Source organism: Sorangium sp. So ce1014, from assembly GCF_051521505.1.
Classification (GTDB): domain Bacteria; phylum Myxococcota_A; class Polyangia; order Polyangiales; family Polyangiaceae; genus Sorangium.
Map to the genome: position 1 here is coordinate 2,678,237 of NZ_CP150356.1, position 19,437 is coordinate 2,697,673.

Below are 19,437 nucleotides of genomic sequence, written 5' to 3' on the forward strand. Positions count from 1 at the left end.
CTTCGTGGTACCCGGCCGGGCCGTGTGGCGCGCGTCCCGGGTCCGGCTGCTCCTGTGGCACGCGAGCGCCGCGATCCCGGTCCTCGGCGCGGCCGCGGCGTTCTACGCGCCCGCGCTCGCCAGGACGCGCGGCGTCTGGCCGGCGCCGCTCGACGACGTCTACATCCACTTCGGCTTCGCCCGCGCCGCGGCCCTGGGCCACCCGCTCTCGTGGATCCCCGGCAACGGCTACTCCTCGGGCGGGACCAGCCTGACGTACCCCCTCGCCCTCGCGCCCGGGTACCTGCTCGGCTTCCGCGGCCCCTGGCTCGGCCTCTTCGCCGCGCTCCTCGCCTGCGCCGCGCTGCTCGACCTGTGCCGCTCGCTCCGGCGGCTCCTCGAGCCGCGCGCCGGGCCCGGCGCCGCCTCTTCCCGCTGGGTCGCCTGGGTCGCGCCGCTCTTCGTCGTGGCCGTGCCGCTGCTCGACTGGAGCTGGTTCTCCGGGATGGAGGTCGCGCTGCTCGGCGCCGTGCTCGGCCGGGCGCTCGTCGCGGTGCGGCGCGTGGAGCTCGCCCCGCCGGCGCGGCGCCCGGCCGAGCAGCTCCGGGTCGGGCTCCTCGCCGCGTTGCTCGTCGCGACGCGGCCCGAGGCCGTCGCGCTGGCGGCGCCGCTCGCCGTCGCCGCCGCCCACGCGGCGGGCTCGCTCGGCGCGGTCGCGTCGCTCGCGCGCGCGTCGCTGCCCACCGCGCTGCTCCTCGGCGCGCACGCCGCCGCGAACCGCGCGTTCACGGGGGAGTGGGGCGCCGCCGGGGCCGTGCGCAAGCTCATCCTGGCGAACCCGTACCCCACGCCGATCGAGAAGGCGGTGGAGGTGATCAAGAACCTCGCCGCGCTCCGGGTGCAGGCGCTGGAGAGCGCGCTCGGCGGCCCCTCCTGGGCGCTCTTCTTGCCGCTGCTCGGCGCGATCGCGGCGCTCGACCGGCGCTCGCGGCGCCTCGCCGTGCCGCTCTTGATCGGCGCTTACGGCTCGCTGCTCCTCGTCGCGCTCAACGCGACGGCGCGCTACCAGAACCTCCGCTACGCCGCCCCGTCGCTCGCGATGCTGCTCGTCGCCGCGGCGCTCGGGGTCGAGGCGCTCGCGCGGCGGGGCCGGCTCGCCGCGGGGGTCGCGGCGGCGCTCGCCTTCGCGGCGCTCGCCGCGCCCTCCCGGGGGTTCGCGCGGCAGATCGACCACTTCGCCCGCGCCTCGGCGAACATCGCCGGGCAGCACGTCGAGGTCGCGCGGCGGCTCGGCGCGCGCGCGCCGCGGCCGCGGCGGGTGCTCCTCGGCGACGCGGGCGCGATCCCGTACCTGTCGGGGATCCCCGCCATCGACGGGCTCGGCCTCGGCGGGTACCGGGGGATGCCGTTCGCGCGGGCCTCGGTGCACGGGGTGCCGGCCGTCGTCGAGCTCATCGAGCGGCTCGACGCCGCCGAGCGGCCGGACGTCTTCGCCCTGTACCCGTCCTGGTGGGGCGGGCTCGCGGACGTCTTCGGCAGGCGCGTCGACGCGGTGAAGATCGAGGACAACGTGATGTGCGCCGCCGACGAGAAGGTGATCTACGAGGCGGACTGGTCGGCGCTCGCCCCGCCGGGGGAGCGCCGCGACGGGGTCGTCGACGAGGTGGACATCGCCGATCTCGTCGACGAGCGGGCGCATCGCTACGCCTTCCCGTCGCCGCGCGGCGGCTGGGTCATCGGCGCGCTGCTGCCGGGCGGCGGCGGCGGCGACGGCGCCGACAGCGCGCCGCGGTTCGACGCGGGCAGGCTCATCCCCGAGGGGCGCGAGCAGTCGTTCGCGATCGGCTCGGTCGCCGCGATCCCGCGGGGACCCGCCGTGCTCGTGCTGCGCACCGACGGGGGCGGCCCGATCGCGCTCGGCGTCGCGGTCGCCGCCGGCGGCGAGGTGCGCGTCGAGGTGGCCGAGCGCCCGGCGGACCGCTGGTCCGAGATCCGGGTGCCGCTGCGCGACGTCGCGCCGGGCGATCGGATCCGGATCCGGTCGCTCCTCGGGACGTTCCGCAGCTTCCATGTCTGGCTGATGCGGCCGTGATCGGCCGGGACGCAGCGCGTCGGGCGGGCGCGGGGGCGTCGCGCGACGGATCCATGGTAAAAGCCACCCTGTGGTGAGGTGGTTCCGTGCGTCGGCCTTTGCGGCGAGCGCTGGCCGGGAGGTGGCCTCGTTTGCGCGGCAGGCGGTCCTCCTGCCGTACGACACCCTCGCGCCGGTGATCCCCGCCGGCACGTCCGACGGCGACGACGTGGTGATCATCCTGCACGGGCTGTTCGCGTCTGCCGGCGTCCTCCGGCCGTTGCGAACGGCGATCGAGCGCCACGCTGCCACGTCGCGCGCGCCTGGCCGGCGGGGCCCGGCGCGCGCGGGGCCTCCGGCGGGGTCGGTCCACACGGCGACGATGTCGTACGCGCCGGGGCCTGGCGTCGAGGAGCTCTCGGCGCGCCTCGCGGGCCTTGTCTCGGCGTTGCCGGCCGGGGCGCGCTTGCACCTCGTCGGCCACAGCATGGGCGGCATCGTGTGTCGCTTCTTCGCGCAGGAGGTCGTCGATCCTCGGATCGTGCAGACCATCTCCATGGCGAGCCCGTTCGGCGGCATCCCGCGCGCCGGGCTGCTCGGCTTCGGGGGCGCGCGGGATCTCGACGCCTCGAGCCCGCTCCTCCGGCGTGTCCTCCTCGGGACGGCGCGGTCGAGCGTCCCGCACCTGTCGATCATCGCGGGCGCCGACACGCTTGTCCGCTCGCCCATCGCGCACGCGCTGCCGGGCGGCGAGGTGCGGGTGATGGAGGCGCGGGGGCACAACACGCTCCTCTTCGACCCCGAGGTGGCGGCGCTCGTCGCGCGGCGGATCGTCGAGCGGCGGGGCGGCGCGCGCTGACCTATCGCCGCTCGGCGCTTCGTGGTAGCTCGCTCGCGTGCGTTCGCCGATCGCCTGTCTCCTCGCCCTCGGGGCTCTGCTCGCCCCGCTTGCCTGGTCATCGTCCTCGCGCGCGGACGCCTCCGCGTGGACCTTCGTCGGCGCCGGCGCGGTCGGCTGGAAGCAGGGGGACGGCGATCTCGTCCTCGACAGCGCGCTGTCGCTCGACGTCGGCGTCGGCACCACGCCCGACGCGCCCGTCATCGTCGGCGGCCTGATGCGCGCGACCCCCCTCCTCGACAGCGGCATCGATCTCGCGTTGCTCGCCCGCGTCGCGACGCGCGGCTTCCAGGCCGGCCAGCTCGGCTTTGCCCTCGACGCGGGCGGCTACCGCCGCTTCTGGGGTGCGGGCTCCACCGGCGTGGCCGGCGCGCTCACGCTCGGGGCGCCGCTCGGCATCAGCCTCTCGCTCCAGGGGAGCTACGGGACGGACGACGCCGTGGCGTTCGGCGCCATCGCGGGCATCGACCTGCTGCGGCTCACCGTGTACCGAAAGGCGCTCCTGCCGGTGTGGCCGAACCCGTTCCCCGCGCAGGAGCGCGGCCGGGACGTCGCCTCGCGCTGAGGGGCGCGCGAGAGGCTCTCCGGGCAGGACGACGGAGAGCCATCGAGCCGGGAAGCGGGCAGTCGAGGACCGGGCGCGCGGTGCGCATTGGGCACGGCAGGAGCCGTTTGACCGGCGAATCCGCGCCTGGCTAGGGTGCGGCCAGGGGTCGTCGTGGGAGTTGTCTCCGCGCTCGCCGTTCTTCTCTCGGCGTTCGTCCACGTTGCCGTCCGCGTGATCGGGCGTCACGCGCGGAGGGGTGTTCGTAAGAGAGATGATGAGGCGCGGGGGACGGGCGCTCGCCGCCGCCTACCGCTGCCGGCGTGGAGGGGTGAGCCGGCGCCGCCTTCCGTTCGCGCCGTATTCTTCACCCGCCTCTCTCTGGGACAGAGGCTCCTTTCAGACCTCCTCGCGGCGTCGTGTGGCCTGCGGAACGAGATGGCCATGTACCGTCAAAGCCGCACCCTCCTCGCTGCCTTTGCACTGGCCCTGGTCGGGTGTAACGCCGATCGGGAATGGTCCCTGTATCGAACTCGTGACAATACCAGGTGCTACTACCACGAGGAGTGTTTCTCGATGGGCTGTCCACCGCCCAATGGGGTCTTATGCGTCTGGCACGAAAAAATACGGGAAGGAGTCTGCGTGTGTCAACAGAACGGGCTGGGATTGAAGCCGTCGGATCTGGCAGACGCAGGCCCGCCCTGAGCTTGGTCCTCATTCCAATCTCGATCCTGCCAGCGTGAGACATGGTCCCACAGTGCGTCGGTGGCCAGACCAGATGGGAATGTACGATCCAGGCGACCGCGTGTCATATGACCTATGTCAATCACGTGTGCGCCGTCGATATGCAGTCCGCGATTGCCGAAGCGAACAGGGATGCAATATTCCAGCTAAAATTACAAGACCAGAACATCGTCGGCACGATGTGCAAGAACACCGGCAACACGAGGGCTCCCTTGGTCTTCAAGCCGCCCAGGTACAGACCGCAGGGCGTCACGTCCTGCGATCGGACGGAGGCGGACGATAGCTGTATCGCGTGCGCCAAGGTCTTCTGCTGCGAGCCGTACCAAGCCTGCTCCCAGATTAGAACTGCTCCTGCCTCGTCGGCTGTCTCTACCAGGGGAACTCGGTCGAGACCTGCATCAGCCCCGCGCACTGCGACGCGGCGTCGTTCACCTCGATCACGACGGCGGACTGCCTCAACCTCGCGTGCGGCGACTGCTCGGGCGCCGCCGGCCTCGGCGAAGCCCTCTGCCCCGAGGCGCCGCCCGAGCCCTCGTGTACGGGCACTTCCCTGGGCGGCGAGGCGTGCTCGCGGGACAGCGAGTGCATCACTTGTTTCTGCGACCCGGTCACCCGGACCTGCGATTGACCGCAGCCCGGCGGGGCTGGCGATCCCCCGCGGATCGGCCCGATGATGCGGCTCCGGCCCCGCCGAGCAGGGCCACCGTCGCCCTCCAGAAGCCCTGTCGGGTGGTCCGGAAAGCCACCTCCTGCGCTCCGGAGGCCAACTCGGCGGGCCTCGAAGGCATGAATGGATCAGTTTATTTCACAAATTCGGCTCCAAGCAGGCTGGATAGAGAGTTTAAATTCACGCAGTGGGCTTCGGACATCCTGGATGGAGAATTTAAATTCACGCAGTGGGCTTCGGACATCCTGGATGGAGAATTTAACTTCACGATCGTGACAATTTCCTTCGCCCCATGTGAGAAAATTCGCACAAATTGGTCCACTTCCCGGCGAAACCCGGCCTCGATCCTGTCAAGATTCATGGTAGCTTGCCGTTTTTCCAGGCTATGCTCTGTCCGAGGAGGCAGCCCATGCCGAGGAACGACGGGTACACCATCGGGGAGATCGCCGAGGAAGCCGGGGTGAGCGAACGCACCATTCGCTACTGGTACACGCGGGACCTCTTCGTGCCGCCGCCGTTCGCCGGACCGGGGACGCGGTACTTGCGCGAGCATCGGCTCCAGATCCTGTCGATCCAGAAGCTCCGCGAGCAGGGGCTCAAGCTGCCCGAGATCAAGCGGAAGCTCGCGACGATGTCCCCCGCCGACATGGAAGCGCTGCTCGTGCCGCCGCCCCCGGCGGTCCGGCCGCCGCCGCCCGAGCCGACCTACGCGGCGGAGCGCTGGGAGCGCGTCGTGCTGGTGCCCGGCCTGGAGCTCCTCGTGAGCAGCGCGGGCGGGCCGATCCTGCGGCAGATGGCGCAGCAGATCGTGAATCACTTCGGCGGCGCGGCCCCCGGACCGCACCCGCTCTAGAACACCGAACAGGCCGGTGCTCCCCCCCGCCGCGCCGTGTGCCTCTCTATCAGCCCGGGAACCCCGCGAGCGCCTGCACGAGCCGGTCGAGGTCCACCCGGCTGTGCCGCTCGGTCACGGCGACGAGGAGCTCGTCCCGCCTCCGGGCGTCGATCCGGCCGAGATCCAGCCCCGCGATGACGCCCTGCTCGGCCAGCGCCCGCGTGAGCTTGCCGGCGTCGCCGCCGCGGACCTTCACGACGAACTCGTGGAACGTCGGCGCCGGCAGCGGCAACGCGTACCCGTCGAGCCGCGCGATCTCCCGCTTGAGGTGCTCCGCCTTCGCGAGGCACTGCCGCGCCGCCTCGACGAAGCCGCGCTTGCCGAGCATGCACATCCGCATCGTGACCGCCGTCGCGCACAGACCGCTGTTCGTGCAGATGTTGCTCGTCGCCCGCTCCCGGCGAATGTGCTGCTCGCGCGTGGCGAGCGTCAGCACGTACCCCCGGGTCCCGTGCTTGTCGACCGTCTCGCCGACCAGCCTGCCGGGCACCTGCTGGAGGTACTTGCGGTCGTTCCTGCACGCGAACAGCCCGACGTTCGGGCCGCCGTACTGCGGCGGCAGCCCGAGGGGCTGGCCCTCCGCCACCGCGATGTCGGCGCCGAGCGCGCCCGGCGACTCGAGCAGCGCGAGCGCGTACGGGTCCAGCGTGACCGTGACAAGCAGCGCGCCCTTCTGGTGGCACGCCTCGGCCACCCTCCGGATGTCGCCCACGGCGCCGAAGAAATTCGGATAGCCGACCACCACGCACGCGGTCGTGTCGTCGATCGCCCGCGTCAGCGCGTCGACGTCCGCCGCGCCGTCGCGGCCGACGCCGACGCGGACCAGCGACGCCTTGCCGGTCCCGATGCCGTGCACGTACGTCTCGACCGTGCCGACATAGTCGGGGTGCACGCCCTCGGACAGGACCGTGCGCTCGCGCCCCGTGAGCCGGCGCGCCATCAGCACGGCCTCCGCGACCGCGCTCGCGCCGTCGTACATCGACGCGTTGGCGACCGGCAGCCCGAGGATCTCGCTCACGATCGTCTGGAACTCGAAGATCACCTGGAGCGTGCCCTGCGAGACCTCGGGCTGGTACGGCGTGTAGGCGGTGTAGAACTCGCTGCGGAGCAGCAGCTGATCGGCGGCCGGCGGGAAGTGGTGCTCGTAGGCGCCGGCGCCCAGGAACGAGAGCATGCGCCCGGCGCGGTTCTTCTGCGCGAGCTCCTCGAGGTGCCTCATGAGCGAGGCCTCATCGAGGGCGGGATCCATCGAGAGCGGGCGCGTCAGGCGCGCCTCCTTCGGGATCGCGCTGTAGAGCTCCTCGAGCGACGACAGGCCGACGGCCTGCAGCATCTCGGTGATTTCCTCGGGCGTGTGGGGCAGGTAACGCATGGTGTTGTGCAGCGGGAAGGGTGATGCGGGAGGGGGCTCGGCGCTCAGTGCGCCGCGGTCTTCAGGAGCTCGGCGTAGGCGGCGGGGTCCATGAGCGCGCCGAGCTCGCCCGGGTCCGAGGGCGCAACCTCGATCATCCACGCCTTGCCGTAGCAGTCCTCGTTCACGAGCTCGGGGCGGCTCTCGAGGTCGCCGTTCACGCGCGTGACCTTGCCGCTCACGGGCGCGAACAGGTCGCTCAGCGTCTTGACGCTCTCGATCGTGCCGAAGGCCGTGCCCGCGGTGATCGTGTCGCCCGGCTTCACGTCGAGGTTGACCAGCGTGATGTCGCCGAGCTGATCGACCGCGAAGGCGGTGATCCCGACGACGACGTGGTCGTTCTCCTGCTTTGTCCACTCGTGGTCCTTCGAGTACCGCCGGTCCGTTCGCACATCATCGCTCGCCATGTGACTTCTTCTCCCTTTGCCTTGCCAACCTGGATCTCTGGTCGTCTCGGCGCGGCCACGCGCCCGCGCAGCCGCGCGTCAGGCCCGCTTGTAGAACGGAGTCTTGACCACGACCGCCTCGACCGTGCGCCCGCGGCAGTCGACCTGGAACGCGGTCCCGACCTTGGCCATCGACACCGGCAGGTAGCCGAGCCCGATGCTCTTGCCGACGGTCGGCCCCGGGCTACCGCTCGTGCAGACGCCGACCTTCGCGCCGCCGGCGTCGAGCAGCGGATAGCCGTGGCGCGCGATGCCGCGCCCCACCATCTCGAAGCCGATCAGCTTGCGCGCGGGCCCCTCCTCCTTGATGCGCTGGAGCGCGGCGCGCCCGACGAAGTCGCCCTTGTCGAGCTTCACCACCCAGCCGAGGGCCGCCTCGATCGGGTTCGTCGTCTCGTCGATGTCGTTGCCGTACAGCGACAGGCGCGCCTCCAGGCGGAGCGTGTCGCGCGCGCCGAGGCCCGTCGCCTCGAGGCCGAGCGGGCCGCCGAGCTCGACAAGCGCGCGCCAGAGCCGCTGCGCGTCGGACGGGGAGCAGAAGATCTCGATGCCGTCCTCGCCGGTGTAGCCGGTGCGGGCCACGGTGCAGCGGACGTTGGCGAGCGTCGCGTCGCGGAAGTGGAACGGCGGCAGCTCGCGCAGCGCCGGGCCGTCGCCGCCCGCGAGCGCGACGATGTCGAGCGCCTTCGGCCCCTGGAGCGCCATCATCGCCGTGCGGTCCGACGCGTCCTCGAAGCTGCAGTGGCCCTGCGCCGCGCTCCGGAAGTGGGCCGCGATCTTGTCGCGGTTCGACGCGTTGCAGACGATGAGCCACTGCCGCGCGTCGATCCGGTAAACGATGAGATCGTCGAGGATCGTGCCGGCCTCGTTGCACACGCACGTGTAGAGCGCCTGGCCGTCCTCCAGCTTCTTGACGTCGTTCGTGACGAGGTAGTCGACGACCTGCCCGGCGTGCTCGCCGCTCAGGATCACCTCGCCCATGTGCGAGACGTCGAAGAGCCCGGCGGCGGTGCGCACCGCCCGGTGCTCCTCGGTCACGCCCTTGTACTGGACCGGCATCTCCCAGCCGGCGAACGGGACCATGCGGCCGCCGAGCTTGATGTGCTCGTCGTAGAGCGGGGTCCTGCGGAGCGGAGCGGTGGGGAGCGGCTTGGTCGACACGGGCGCGATCTACTTCGAAAGGTCGGGGATGTCGACCGGCGCGGCGGCCCCCCGCGGCGCGCCATGCCGAGGCCGCCGCGGCCGACGCCGCGCCGGTGCCGCGCTCACTCGAGGCGGGTGGGATCGAGCACCTTGCCGTCCGGCGTGAGCCCGTTGCGACGCCAGCGCTCCTCGACGGACAGCCCCCGCTCCGCAGGCGGTCGGGTCTCGTCGCGGACGACGAGCTCCGAGACGTGCGCGCGCGAGACGACCTCGATGCGGATCCTCCGGTGCGGCGCGCTCTTCACCGTCGCGCGCGAGAAGATCGTCTTCGCCGGCCCGGTCTCGACGTTGCCGGCGAGCACGCGCGTGCGCACGTAATTGGCCACCCGCTCGGCCGGGATTTCCCCGACCGCGAAGACGGCGTCGGAGAAGCGCGCGCGCACCTTCATGCGCCGCGGGATGGGCAGGCCGAACGCCTGCTCGACGCCCTCGGCGAGCTCGCCCGGCAGCGCCTGATCGACCGGCGGCCTCGGCGCCGCGGCCTCGCTCGGCGGCGGCGGCGGCGGCGCCGGCGCGCCCGCGTCGCTGCGGCAGCCGAGCGCGGCCGACGCGCACGCGAACGCCGCGGCGAGCGCCACGGCGGCGCGCGACAGGACGCCGCGCTTCATTCGACGAGGGTCGCCCACGAGTCGATCTTAACGACCTTGCGCGGCGGCTGCAGCGTCTTCGTGCTCGTGCGCGTCTCGCCCCCCTGGGCGTCCTGCTGGCCCGCGGCGCCGGTGTGGAACACGAGCTGGAACTCGGGCGGGCTGGACTGCGTGCTGATCGTCTGCACGCCGAAGTACGGATCGTTGTACTCCTCCGTGTCCACGCAGGTCGGCTTCTGGGTCACGGCGACGCCGAAGACGACCGTGCCCGGATCCTGAAGCTCTTCGTGTTCGAGGGGCGCGAGCGGATCGACGACGAGGCAGGGGTTCGGGGTTCCCTCCTCCTCGGTGTCGAGCAGGTAGTCGACGCCCCAGATCGAGCCGCGCCCGTCGGCGCACGCGTAGGTCCCGGGCGCCGCGGGCGTGAACGTCGCGAAGTACGCGCAGCCGTTGAAGAGGGAGATGGGCCCGGTCACGCGCTTGCCGTTCGTGAAGGGCACGACCCAGTTCTCGGTGAAGCGCAGGGTCGTGTTGTGCGGCTTCTCGGTGATCGACCAGACCCGCGTCTCGATGCCGCCGCCCGCCGTGAACGCCTCCTGATCGCCGGTGGAGAACAGGATGACCGTGTTGCCGAGCGGATCGGTGGTCACGACCGGCGTCGTCTCGATCGGCTGGCTGCTCGCCGCGGTGTCGCCCGCGATCGAGTACGCGTCCCAGGCGAGGGACACGTTCCAGTCGTGCGGGTTCGTGCTCGACAGGCTGACGCGCCAGAGCGTCCCGTCGGCGTCCCCGACGTAGATGCGCTCGGCGACCTCGCCGACCCCCGCAGGGAACGGCACCGGGATGCCGGTGATCGGCGAGTCGAAGTCGACAACCTGGAGCCGCGACGAGTTCAAGGTCGGCGCCTCGTCGGTGTGGCCCCGGAACGTGCGGATCACCTCGCCGGTGTCGAGCCGGACGATCGTGAGCGAGCGCGCCGGGCCAACGGGGTTGCCGCTGCCCGCGCCGCCCCAGCACCGGACCGAGTCGCGGACCGTCAGGTCGCCGGTCGGATAGAAGAGCGGGTACGTCGTGCTCTGCCGGGGGCACGCGGGCTGGCTCGTGTCGAGCGGGGCGGAGCCGCCGGGCAGGATGGCGACCGCGATCTCCCGGATCACGCCGTCGGATTCCATCTCGACCATGCCGATGGCCGGCGTCGGGGTCGTCTCGCCGAACAGCGCGTTGCCGGCGCGGTCGGTGGAGAGCTGCCAGAGGAACCGCGGCTGGTGGGGGTTCGTCACGTCGAGCGCGTAGTAGAAGCCGCCGCCGAGGCCGCCGCCGGCGAGCAGCACCGTGTTCCACGTCGCGCTGGCGCCGCTGATCTGCGCCGGCGTGCGCTCGAAGACGACGTTCTTCACGACGGGCGCGCCGTCGAGCAGGATCGATTGCTGGTTGAACGTCTGGAGGAGCCGGGGCAGGACGTAGGGCGGCAGGAAGGACCAGAGCTCGTTGTTCTGGACCCGGTCCACCTTGAGCGTGTCGGTCGCGGTCGCCGCCGTCACCTGGAAGGCGTGCAGCTGCCCGTCGGTCGTGGCGGTGTAGAGCACGAGCGGCCGGTTCGCCTGGGCGGGCTGCTCCGCGAAGAGCCTGTACGAATCATCGGGGATGTAGTCGCGCGGCGGCCCCACGACGACGGGGGTGGAGTGGTAGATGCTGCCGAGCTCGTTGCCATCGCGGGAGGCGACGTTCGCGGGCATCGGCTCGCCGATCTCCCACTCGATGAGGCGCTCGGCGCAGCTATCGGCGGTGTTCTCCAGCAGCCCGCCCGAGCACTGCGGGGGGACGGCGGCGCTGGGATCGAGGTTGAGCGCGCGCGGCGCGTTGCGGAGCTCGCTCGCGAACGTCGCTGCGGTCGCCGGTGCGCCGCCGTCGGTCACCGTGCCCGTGTAGTCGCTGAGCCCGTCCTCGTTGGCGGGCGCGGCCGCGGGGCGGATGCTCCGCTGCGACCAGATTTCCTGCGTCGCGGCGTCGAGGTCGCCGATCACGCTGAAGAACCTCCGCGGCCGATCGTTCGAGCTGACGTTGGCCGCGAAGTCGTCGCCCTTGCTGGGGTCGAAGTCCTCCAGCTTCGTCGTCATCACGCCGAGCACCGACTCGCAGACGAAGCGCTTGCGCTCGAGGTTGCCGCTCCAGAGCGAGCCGTCCGGCGGCGGGCTGAACGAGGCGCCGAACTGGTAGGCGACCCCCGCGTCGCTGTCGTTGTCCGAGGTCCTGGCCGCCGTGGCGAAGACGGGGAGGGTGCGGCTCGTCGAGTTCGCGGCGATGCGCGCGAAGATCTGCGACATCACGGCGGACAGCTCGTTGGCGTCGTCCGGGAAGTAGCCGCGATCGGTCCCGCCCTCGATGGCGATGCGCGAGAGCGTGCAGCACGCCTTGAGCGCGCCGGTCGCGCTGTCGCAGAGCCCGCCGGTCAGAAAATCGGACGAGGAGATCGCCGAGCAGTCGGTGCCCGCCTCCGTGGAGAGGCCGAACCCGACGGTATAGGTCGGCACGCGCCGGTTCTGGTTCACGTGGGTGTTGAGCGCGTGCGCGATGACGTGCGGCTCCTCGTAGGGGCAGCCCGTCCCTTCCGGGCCGGGGCCCGGGCCCGAAGCGCAGGTCGGGCGCAGATCGAGGTTCGGCTCGCCGTCGGAGATGAGCACGACCGAGGTCTTGCGGCAGCCGCCGCTGATGTACGGATCGTCGCGCGGCCCGAGCGGCTGGCCTTCCCAGATCGAGGTCTCGTTGAGGACGTAGTCGCGCGCGTCGGACAGCATCCCCGCGAGCGGCGTGGCGCCGTACGGGCGCGTGGCGATGAGCGCGTTCTGGATGCGATCGTTCCGCGTGCGCACCTCGGTGATGTCGGCGGTATAGGTCGGGAAGGGGATGAGCGGCCCCTCCCAGAGCGGCGCGGCCGGGTTCCTGGCGCCGACCTCCACGTCCTCGACGGCGCAGTCGGGCGGGTTGCCCCGCGCCGGGTAGCCTGCGCCGCTCTCGAACCCGAGGAAGTAGCTCCACATCCCCCGCATGCCGGTCGCGGCGTTGGGCACGCTGCCGGCGAGCCCGGTGCCCGCGTTGGGGAGCGTGTCGAACGTCATGAGCGAGAACCGGATCCGGTCCCGGTAAACGTCCAGCAGGCCGGGCCCCTGCGCGGGCCACGCGCAGGCCTGGGCCGCATCGTCGTACCTGTGCCATCCCACGCTGCCGTAGGTCGACCCGGGCCCAGGCGTGCAGCCGTTGGAGAGCAGGCGATGGAAGGGGATATAGTAGTTCGCGTCGTACGGCGGCTCCGAGTCGATGCTGAACTCGTCGATGAACTCGGACTGGGTGCGGGGCTGCGCGTAGCACGAGAAGTCCTGGATCGGGCCGGTGAGCGACTCGACGAGCTTCGTCCAGCGGCTCTTCAGGTCCTCCGAGGCGGGGGGCGTGAGCGGGTTGCAGTCCGGCTCTCCGCCCGCCACCGTCTTCTCCATCGAGCCCGACGTGTCGACGAGCAAGAGGACGTTCGGCAGCGGTGGCTCGACATCGACGGCCTGCGCGCGCGCGCGTGCGGCGAGGAGGCCGACCGCCGCCGCGGAGCCCATCGTGACAAGGACCTTCGTCAGGTTTCGCATCGTGCGCTCCGGTTCGTCACTTCGAGCAGAGGACATCGGCAACGACGGACATGGATTCCTGGCTGCCCTCGGCGGCCAGGGCCAGGGCCGGGTCGCCGGGCCAGGCGATGAGCCGCGCGCTCATGGTGACCGTGCAGTAATCGGCGTTCACAGCGTTCGGACCACCCTGGTCGCTGCCGGCGCGATTTCCTATCGCGGGCTTGATCTTGTCGGTGATCTCCACCTTGGCGATCCACTGGACGGCGGCGCGACCGAGGCTCCCCGGTGAATCGGGCGCGGGCGGCTCCACGAGGTCTTCCGCCGCGTTGAAGGTGTGCGGCAGGAGCGACCAGCATTCGTCGGTGATGACCGAGCAGGTGGCCGAGCTGGGCATCCCGTCCAGGCCGCCCTGTCGCTCGATCTCGGCGATCGCGAGCAGCATCGCATATTCGGTGAGGTAATGCGTCTGCGTCATCCGGCGCTCATGGCCGCTGGCGATGGTCGACAGCGTGGCGGCGTGGGCCGCGAACAGTCCGATGGCGGTGAGCATCGTGATGACCAGCACGACGATGAACACGGCGGCGCCCCGCTCGCGGGAGCGCCTGCGGGACCGGGCGATGCTTGCGCTTACCATGGGACGTAGGCCTGGTTCGGGAGCGCGATGTCGGCGTAGAGCGTGCGCATCCGGGCGAACACCGGCGGGGCTCCAGCAGGCACCGGGCTCGACAGATTTTCGACGCCGGCGACGATGCCAGGGATCAGGAATCTGCGCCTGCGGCCGTCGGGGCCCCCGGGGAGGTCGACGTCGCGATCGGGCGCCCGGGTGCGGGTCGAGAGCCGGACCTGGACCGACCGCACGCGCTGCGGCAAGGCCCCTAACTGGCTGTTCTCGGCGGCGATGCCGTACACGGTCGCGTTGTCGGTCGCGGTGATCGGAAACCGCTGGATGGCAGGATTTGTCACGCCCGGAACACCACCCTCTACCGCGGTGGAGATCCCGAACTTGAGATCGACGGCGTACTCGGCGATGAGCTCGAGCGTCTCCAGGATCGGCTCATCTTCATCGTCGAGCTCGACCCGTACGAGCTCGGTGCGGCCGTTGTCGCCGGTCTGCTCCGGCGCGATGGGCGTCACGAGAGGGGCGTATGGCGTCGCCTGGCCGACGAGGCTCCGGATCTCGTAGCGCACGCGGTTGACGACGTTCACCCATCCACCGTCGCCGGTGTTGCCGCCGGGGGTCACGCCGCACCGAGCGAGCCCCTCCAGCCTCGGCAGGCCGGGATCCAACTTGAGGGTGATGGCGATGAGGGTGGGCGGATTGCCCTGCACGTTGGCGCTCTCGATCACTCCATACTGGAACTGGGTCTGACCTCGGACCATGACGCGCAGGATGCGGTTGGGGGCAAAGATCTGGAGCAGACCCTGCCCGCTGCCGTTCGCTCGCGCGAGCGTGCGTTGCACGGCGGCGCTGTTCGGATTGAGCTCGACGATCAGGTTGCCCGTGGCGTCGCTGATATTCCTGAACTCGAAGAGCTCGGTGCTGCTCAAGCTGCCGCCGATGATGATGGAGTCCGGCCACATGTCGTTGGCCACGCTCTGGCCGAGATCCGTCGGGTTGAGGACCGTCGACCCTTGACGAAGGATCGAGATGCCCGCGAGGCGCGTCAGGCCGAGCGGCGTGGCCGGGACCCTGCAGACCTCCGGATCGACGCGGATGTTGGGCGTCGAGAGGTACGCGGCGCGCTGCAGGTCCGCGGCGAGCCGGTTCAGCCCGATCGTCGCCGCGAGGTGCGACGCGGAGGCCCTCGTCTCGTTCTGGAAGAAGCGCGTCGCGTTCTTCGAGAGCAGGAAGGCCGCCAGCGACACGACAAGGCCGGCGGCCATCGCCACGATCAGCTCCACGAGCGTGAAGCCTCGCTGTCCTGAAGCGCGCGCCCGCGCGGGGGAGAGGCGGCGGCTCGTCGTCATCGTCGGTCCTCGCTCGTGTTCCGGAGAACGCCGGTCGTCAGGTAGACCGCGCCGAAGCGCCCCGGATCCTGATCGACGTCGATCGAGGGGACCGTGCAGTCGATCGGGTTTCCATTGCGCTCCCAGATGACGCGGATCTCGGCGCGGATGAGGCTCTCCCAGATCCGCGTACTCGTCGCGAAGTCGTTGAACTGGCGGAGGCGGACGTGCGTGCAGAACGCGGGCTGCGACGTGGTGTCGCCCGCCAAGATGTCGGTCCCGAACACGTCGGCGGTCGGCGCCGTCCCGAGCGCGATGTCCGGCGTGGGCGTCACCTTCGCCGGGAACGGCGAGGCGTTGGTCAGCCGGAGCCAGTCGGTATCGCCGTCAAGGTCGGGGACCCGCATGGGATCGTTCCACTGGAGCGCGTCCACCCGCAACCGCTCCGCCCAGGTCATGGCGATGTTGTTGGCGATCACGAGGTTGCGCGCGTTCGTGTTGCTGATGAGCGTCGCCTTCTGCAGCGCGAGCACCCCGGTGGCGCCGATCGCGAGCACGCCGAGCGCCGCCATGACCTCGATGAGCGTGTAGCCGCCGCTCGCCGCCCGCCTCGCGTGCGCCGCGCTCACAGGCCGAGCCTCGCGACGCCGTTCGGCGGGACGAAGACCGAGCGCAGGAGGCCGGTCCCGCTGTTGGTCACGTTCACCCGGAGCGCGCCGAGCAGCGGCACGAACTGCGCGCCGAAGTTGTAGCGGACGTACGTCCGCCCCCGCGGCGTGAAGCAGACGTCGGCCTCCGCTTGCACGGCGCCGGCGGGGGCGGTGGGATCGCGGAGCTCCACCGCGGCCAGCTCGATGCCCGTGGTGCCGAACGTCGTGACGGGGGTGGTCGTCGTCGGATCCATCCAGTTGGCGACGCTGCCGCAGCTCTGCGAGATCAGCGAGCCGGCGACGGTGCCCTGGACCTGCGCCTGCCGCACCTGGAAGTCCCCGGTGGAGGCCGTCCACCGCACGAGCACCGCCGTCCCGCGCCCGATCGCCTGGTAGCGGGCGAGCCGGTAGATGCCGCTGATCTCCATCGCGGTGCGGTTCACGCGGCGATCGCGCATGCCGTTCACGAAGCTCGGCGACGCGGCGGCCGCCAGGATGCCGATGAGGACGACCACCGCGAGCAGCTCCGGGAGGGTGAAGCCACGCGCATCGCGGCGGCGCCGCGCGCGCGCTCGGGGCGACGAAGCCCGCGGTCGATCGGGATCACGAAGGGGAGGTCGCGAATAGGAGAAAGGACGCACCAGACGTGCGGGAAAGGCAAGCCGCATGCCTTTCGCGGTGCGCGCTAAACCATTGAATTGCATGGCGAATCTCTCAAAGCGGTCCGGGACGGGCGCTAACGATTGCGGCGCTATGAAAAAAGGTGCAAGGCGAACGGGCCATGCGATTCCCGCCGGAAAGGTGTTCATCGAGCGTCCCGTCCACCCACAGCGCGCCTGTCGCGTGCCGCGCCAGGCCCCGGCGCTTCCGCGCGGGGAGGTGCGCGCTGCTCGCGGGCGCGCTCGCCGCGGCGCTGTCTGCCGGCTGCAGCAAGAAGGAGGAGCCCATGGGCGCACCGCCGCCTCCGCCGCCCGCCGCCAAGCCGGCGGCGTGCGCCGGGGGAGGCGGGACGATCGGTGACGCGGCGAGCGCGCCGTTCTTCCCGCGCATGACGGGCGGATTCTGCCTCGATCCGAACGGCGCCGAGAAGACGTTCGGCGAATCGGCGCCCCTGCCGCTCGACAGCATCTGCGACATGTTCGACGGGGAGTGCGAGATCTACAAGGGATTCGGCGTGCGGCGGGTGGTCGAGGCGCGGTACGTGAGCGGCGCCGGGGGCACGGCGACCGTCGATGTGCACCTCTCGAAGTTCGGGTCCACCGAGGGCGCCTACGGGATGTTCACGAAGCGCATCGTGGGCGACGGTGACCCCGCCGACGAGGCGACGCCGCGCCAGATCGACGGCGGCGGCGCGGCCGCGATGGGGGTCGGGAACGCGTACCTCTGGCGCGGGCAGTACCTCGCCGAGATCACGTACAACGACGAGGCGCTGGCCGAGGCGGCGCTCAAGTCGTCGAGCGAGAAGGTCCTGCCCGGGCTCGTGAAGGAGATGGGCTCGAAGCTGCCCGGCGAGCCGTCGCTGCCGCCGGCGGCGGCGGCGCTCCCCAAGGACAACATGATCCCGCTCGGGATCCGCTACGAGACAAAGGACGTGCTCGGGATCGGCGGCGCGGGGCCCGGCGCGTTCGGCTACTACAAGGAGGTCGACAAGCGCTACCGGGTGGTCGCGATCGTGCGCGACGACGTCGATCAGGCCAAGGACGTGCTGTCGACGCTGGCGAAGCTGCCGGGCGCCGCCAGGGAGAAGGGCATCGGCGACGGCTCGGTGCGCCTCATGCACAAGGAAGGCGAGGGCCCCGCCACCGAGTGGATCTTCGCCCGCGCCGACAAGACCGTCTACGGGGTGGGCGACGAGGCCCGCGTGCTCCGCAGCGGCATGACGGCCGACGAGCACGCCAAGCTGACGCTGCCCAAGGAAGAGAAGTCGGCGAGGCTGAAGAAGTTCGTCACCGCGCCGGCGCGCTGAGCGCCGCGGCGCGGTTGGAGAACGGCGCGCCCCGGGGGCCTGCGGCGCTCTCGGCGCCGCGAGCCGGGGCGCCGCGCGCTCACTGCGTGCGGAGGATGACGTGGAAGCCGAACGGCGTCTCGACGAGCTCGCTCACCTGGCCGACCTTGATCTTCTCGAGGCCCACCTGGAACTCCGGGACCATCGCGCCCTTCGGGAACTTGCCGAGGTCGCCGCCGCGCCTGTCGGCGCCCGGCTCGTCCGAGTACTCCTTCACGATGTCCGTGAACTTGCTCGGGTCGGCCTTGGCCTTCGTCATGGCCTCGGTCGCGCGGGCCTTCGCCTCGTCCTTCGTGCGCGTGACGGTCGGGGGCGCACGGCGGCTCCCCGTGTACATCACGAGCAGGTGCTTCGCGCCGAACATCTCCCGGGGCGCCTGCGCCGACTGCGCCGGGCGGGGCTGCGCCTGCGCGGGCGCGGGCGAGGGAGACGCGGCGACCGCGTGCGCGTGATCGTCCGGCTCCGGGGCGACAGGGGCCGCGAGGCGAGAGAGCGGCGTCTTGTTGAACATGCCGAAGAAGCCGAGGAGCCCGATCAGCACGAGCGCGCTGAGCACCGCGTGCGGCGCCCACCAGGACGGATCTTCCGCGACGACGCCGTCGTCCTCCGCGTCGTCGTCGTCGTCGTGAGCGTGGCCGTGACCGCGGACCGCGGTGGCCTTCGTTTCTTCCTCCTCCCCGTCGTCGTTGCTTTCGTCGGTCGACTCGTCCTCGTCGAGGTCCTCGTCGTCCTTGGCCCTGTCCTTCTCGGTCTTCTTGCTCATATCGCTTCCCTGATCCGGGCCTCGGCACTTAGCACGCGGCCGCGCCGGCCGTCAGCCGATCTCCGCCCACGCGCTCGTGAGCACGGGATCAGGGCGATCCTTGACGGCGGTGACCACCGCGACCTTGCCGCCGTCGAGCGCGTAGCCCCGCGTGATGAGGGTGTCGCCGGGCCACACCGGCTTGCGGAACTGCGCGCCGTAGGCCCGCAGCCGGCTCGCGTCGCCGCCCGCCGCCTTCTGGATGATCGCGCGCGCCGCGAAGCCGTACGTGCAGAGGCCGTGCAGGATGGGGCCCTGCGTGAAGCCCGCCTTGGCCGCGACCTCCGGGTCGGCGTGGAGCGGGTTCTCGTCGCCCGAGAGCCGGTACAGCAGCGCCTGTTCGGGCGCGGTCGCCTGCTCGACCACCCAGTCGGGCTCGCGGTCCTTCGGCACCGGGGCTTCCGACTCGCTGTGCGGCGGGCGCGGCCCGCCGAAGCCGCCGACGCCGCGCGCGATGATCGACCACACGGTGTCGAAGAGCGGCTCGTCGTCGAGCGTCGTCTTCGTCGCGACGATCAGCTGCGCGAACTTCTTGAGATCGTAGATGGCCGTCAGGGTGGCGGTCGTGAGCAGCGTCCCGCTGGTCGGGAGCGGCCGGTGCACGCGGAGCGTCTGACCGCCGTGGACGATGAGCGGCAGCTCGGCCCCGGCCACCTCGAGCGCCTCGAACACGGCGTTCTGCGTGGGGATGACGCCGAACGTGGGGTAGACCTTCATGCCTCCCGGCGCGCCCTCGTAGAGGTACTCGAGCTCCTCGCGCCGGGCGCCGATGCCGAGCGCATAGGTGGCCAGGGTCTTCCAGTTGACGGTGAAGGCGCTGGGCTGGGTCGTGTGGCCGACCTTCGAGAGATTCAGCGGCATCGGGGGCTCCTCGCTGGATGAGAACGGCCGAGGAGGCGTACAGACCTGGCGATGTCGCGTCAACTGCCGGCCGCCGGGCGATCGCGGGCATGGCCGCCGGGGGATCGCGGCGGGCA

17 protein-coding genes are annotated in these 19,437 nt (G+C 71.3%); 5 read left to right on the forward strand and 12 right to left on the reverse strand.

Annotated features, from left to right (window positions below; translation table 11 throughout):
• Positions 1–22 precede the first annotated feature (22 nt).
• The 3 genes from WME75_RS10300 (at position 23) to WME75_RS10310 (ending at position 3,513) form a co-directional block, all read left to right on the forward strand.
• A complete protein-coding gene (locus WME75_RS10300; RefSeq protein WP_437489210.1) occupies positions 23–2,071 on the forward strand; it encodes a hypothetical protein in 2,049 nt (682 codons plus the stop codon).
• Positions 2,072–2,141: 70 nt separating this feature from the next.
• Positions 2,142–2,909: an esterase/lipase family protein gene (locus WME75_RS10305; protein ID WP_437489213.1), complete on the forward strand. Its 768-nt coding sequence runs from the start codon at positions 2,142–2,144 to the stop codon at positions 2,907–2,909.
• Between the two features lie 37 nt (positions 2,910–2,946).
• Complete coding sequence (locus WME75_RS10310; RefSeq protein ID WP_437489216.1) at positions 2,947–3,513, forward strand: hypothetical protein; 567 nt, start codon at positions 2,947–2,949, stop codon at positions 3,511–3,513.
• Between the two features lie 1,092 nt (positions 3,514–4,605).
• On the opposite strand, the gene WME75_RS10315 is transcribed toward WME75_RS10310, so the two are convergent.
• Positions 4,606–4,824 (reverse strand): hypothetical protein, encoded by a 219-nt coding sequence (locus WME75_RS10315; RefSeq protein ID WP_437489218.1) that lies wholly within the window; start codon positions 4,822–4,824, stop codon positions 4,606–4,608.
• A gap of 488 nt (positions 4,825–5,312) precedes the next feature.
• Here WME75_RS10315 and WME75_RS10320 point away from each other — a divergent pair, with 488 nt between their 5' ends.
• On the forward strand, positions 5,313–5,756 hold the full coding sequence (locus tag WME75_RS10320; RefSeq protein ID WP_437489221.1) for a helix-turn-helix domain-containing protein: 444 nt from the start codon (positions 5,313–5,315) through the stop codon (positions 5,754–5,756).
• Positions 5,757–5,805: 49 nt separating this feature from the next.
• On the opposite strand, the gene gcvPA is transcribed toward WME75_RS10320, so the two are convergent.
• The 9 genes from gcvPA to WME75_RS10365 all read right to left on the reverse strand — a co-directional run bounded on the left by gcvPA (position 5,806) and on the right by WME75_RS10365 (position 16,462).
• Positions 5,806–7,170 (reverse strand): aminomethyl-transferring glycine dehydrogenase subunit GcvPA, encoded by a 1,365-nt coding sequence (gene gcvPA / locus WME75_RS10325; RefSeq protein ID WP_437489223.1) that lies wholly within the window; start codon positions 7,168–7,170, stop codon positions 5,806–5,808.
• Positions 7,171–7,214: 44 nt separating this feature from the next.
• Positions 7,215–7,616: a glycine cleavage system protein GcvH gene (gene gcvH / locus WME75_RS10330; RefSeq protein ID WP_437489226.1), complete on the reverse strand. Its 402-nt coding sequence runs from the start codon at positions 7,614–7,616 to the stop codon at positions 7,215–7,217.
• A gap of 78 nt (positions 7,617–7,694) precedes the next feature.
• A complete protein-coding gene (gcvT, locus tag WME75_RS10335) occupies positions 7,695–8,816 on the reverse strand; it encodes a glycine cleavage system aminomethyltransferase GcvT (protein WP_437489229.1) in 1,122 nt (373 codons plus the stop codon).
• A gap of 104 nt (positions 8,817–8,920) precedes the next feature.
• Entirely contained in the window at positions 8,921–9,466 is a 546-nt protein-coding gene (locus tag WME75_RS10340; protein WP_437489232.1) for a hypothetical protein, read from the reverse strand.
• Complete coding sequence (locus WME75_RS10345; protein WP_437489235.1) at positions 9,463–13,077, reverse strand: hypothetical protein; 3,615 nt, start codon at positions 13,075–13,077, stop codon at positions 9,463–9,465. The genes WME75_RS10340 and WME75_RS10345 overlap by 4 nt, the downstream gene beginning before the upstream one ends.
• Before the next feature lie 16 nt (positions 13,078–13,093).
• Positions 13,094–13,633, reverse strand: coding sequence for a hypothetical protein (locus WME75_RS10350; protein WP_437489237.1), 540 nt, complete (start codon positions 13,631–13,633; stop codon positions 13,094–13,096).
• 50 nt (positions 13,634–13,683) lie between these two features.
• Entirely contained in the window at positions 13,684–15,024 is a 1,341-nt protein-coding gene (locus WME75_RS10355; RefSeq protein ID WP_437489240.1) for a PilW family protein, read from the reverse strand.
• Complete coding sequence (locus WME75_RS10360) at positions 15,021–15,632, reverse strand: type IV pilus modification PilV family protein (protein ID WP_437489243.1); 612 nt, start codon at positions 15,630–15,632, stop codon at positions 15,021–15,023. Before WME75_RS10360 ends, WME75_RS10355 begins: the two co-directional genes overlap by 4 nt.
• Entirely contained in the window at positions 15,629–16,462 is an 834-nt protein-coding gene (locus tag WME75_RS10365) for a pilus assembly FimT family protein (protein ID WP_437489245.1), read from the reverse strand. Before WME75_RS10365 ends, WME75_RS10360 begins: the two co-directional genes overlap by 4 nt.
• Between WME75_RS10365 and WME75_RS10370 the strand changes: the two genes are divergently transcribed.
• Positions 16,435–17,619, forward strand: coding sequence for a DUF6599 family protein (locus tag WME75_RS10370; protein WP_437489247.1), 1,185 nt, complete (start codon positions 16,435–16,437; stop codon positions 17,617–17,619). The genes WME75_RS10365 and WME75_RS10370 overlap by 28 nt on opposite strands.
• Before the next feature lie 79 nt (positions 17,620–17,698).
• Here the strand turns inward: WME75_RS10370 and WME75_RS10375 are convergent, their stop codons facing one another.
• Together WME75_RS10375 and WME75_RS10380 are read right to left on the reverse strand one after the other, a co-directional pair.
• The gene (locus WME75_RS10375) at positions 17,699–18,421 is read right to left on the reverse strand and encodes a peptidylprolyl isomerase (protein ID WP_437489250.1); all 723 of its coding nucleotides are present in this window, start codon (positions 18,419–18,421) and stop codon (positions 17,699–17,701) included.
• A gap of 51 nt (positions 18,422–18,472) precedes the next feature.
• Positions 18,473–19,321, reverse strand: a complete 849-nt coding sequence (locus tag WME75_RS10380) for a MaoC/PaaZ C-terminal domain-containing protein (RefSeq protein ID WP_437489253.1) — start codon at positions 19,319–19,321, stop codon at positions 18,473–18,475.
• Positions 19,322–19,437 lie beyond the last annotated feature (116 nt).

What these genes read in the sequence shown, in the direction of transcription:
- WME75_RS10340 (WP_437489232.1), bottom strand. Translation starts at nt 9,466, where the DNA reads ATGAAGCGCGGCGTCCTGTCGCGCGCCGCCGTGGCGCTCGCCGCGGCG.
- WME75_RS10365 (WP_437489245.1), bottom strand. Translation starts at nt 16,462, where the DNA reads ATGAACACCTTTCCGGCGGGAATCGCATGGCCCGTTCGCCTTGCACCT.
- WME75_RS10375 (WP_437489250.1), bottom strand. Translation starts at nt 18,421, where the DNA reads ATGAGCAAGAAGACCGAGAAGGACAGGGCCAAGGACGACGAGGACCTC.
- WME75_RS10345 (WP_437489235.1), bottom strand. Translation starts at nt 13,077, where the DNA reads ATGCGAAACCTGACGAAGGTCCTTGTCACGATGGGCTCCGCGGCGGCG.
- WME75_RS10380 (WP_437489253.1), bottom strand. Translation starts at nt 19,321, where the DNA reads ATGCCGCTGAATCTCTCGAAGGTCGGCCACACGACCCAGCCCAGCGCC.
- WME75_RS10320 (WP_437489221.1), top strand. Translation starts at nt 5,313, where the DNA reads ATGCCGAGGAACGACGGGTACACCATCGGGGAGATCGCCGAGGAAGCC.
- gcvPA (WP_437489223.1), bottom strand. Translation starts at nt 7,170, where the DNA reads ATGCGTTACCTGCCCCACACGCCCGAGGAAATCACCGAGATGCTGCAG.
- WME75_RS10315 (WP_437489218.1), bottom strand. Translation starts at nt 4,824, where the DNA reads ATGCACTCGCTGTCCCGCGAGCACGCCTCGCCGCCCAGGGAAGTGCCC.
- WME75_RS10370 (WP_437489247.1), top strand. Translation starts at nt 16,435, where the DNA reads ATGCGATTCCCGCCGGAAAGGTGTTCATCGAGCGTCCCGTCCACCCAC.
- WME75_RS10355 (WP_437489240.1), bottom strand. Translation starts at nt 15,024, where the DNA reads ATGACGACGAGCCGCCGCCTCTCCCCCGCGCGGGCGCGCGCTTCAGGA.
- gcvH (WP_437489226.1), bottom strand. Translation starts at nt 7,616, where the DNA reads ATGGCGAGCGATGATGTGCGAACGGACCGGCGGTACTCGAAGGACCAC.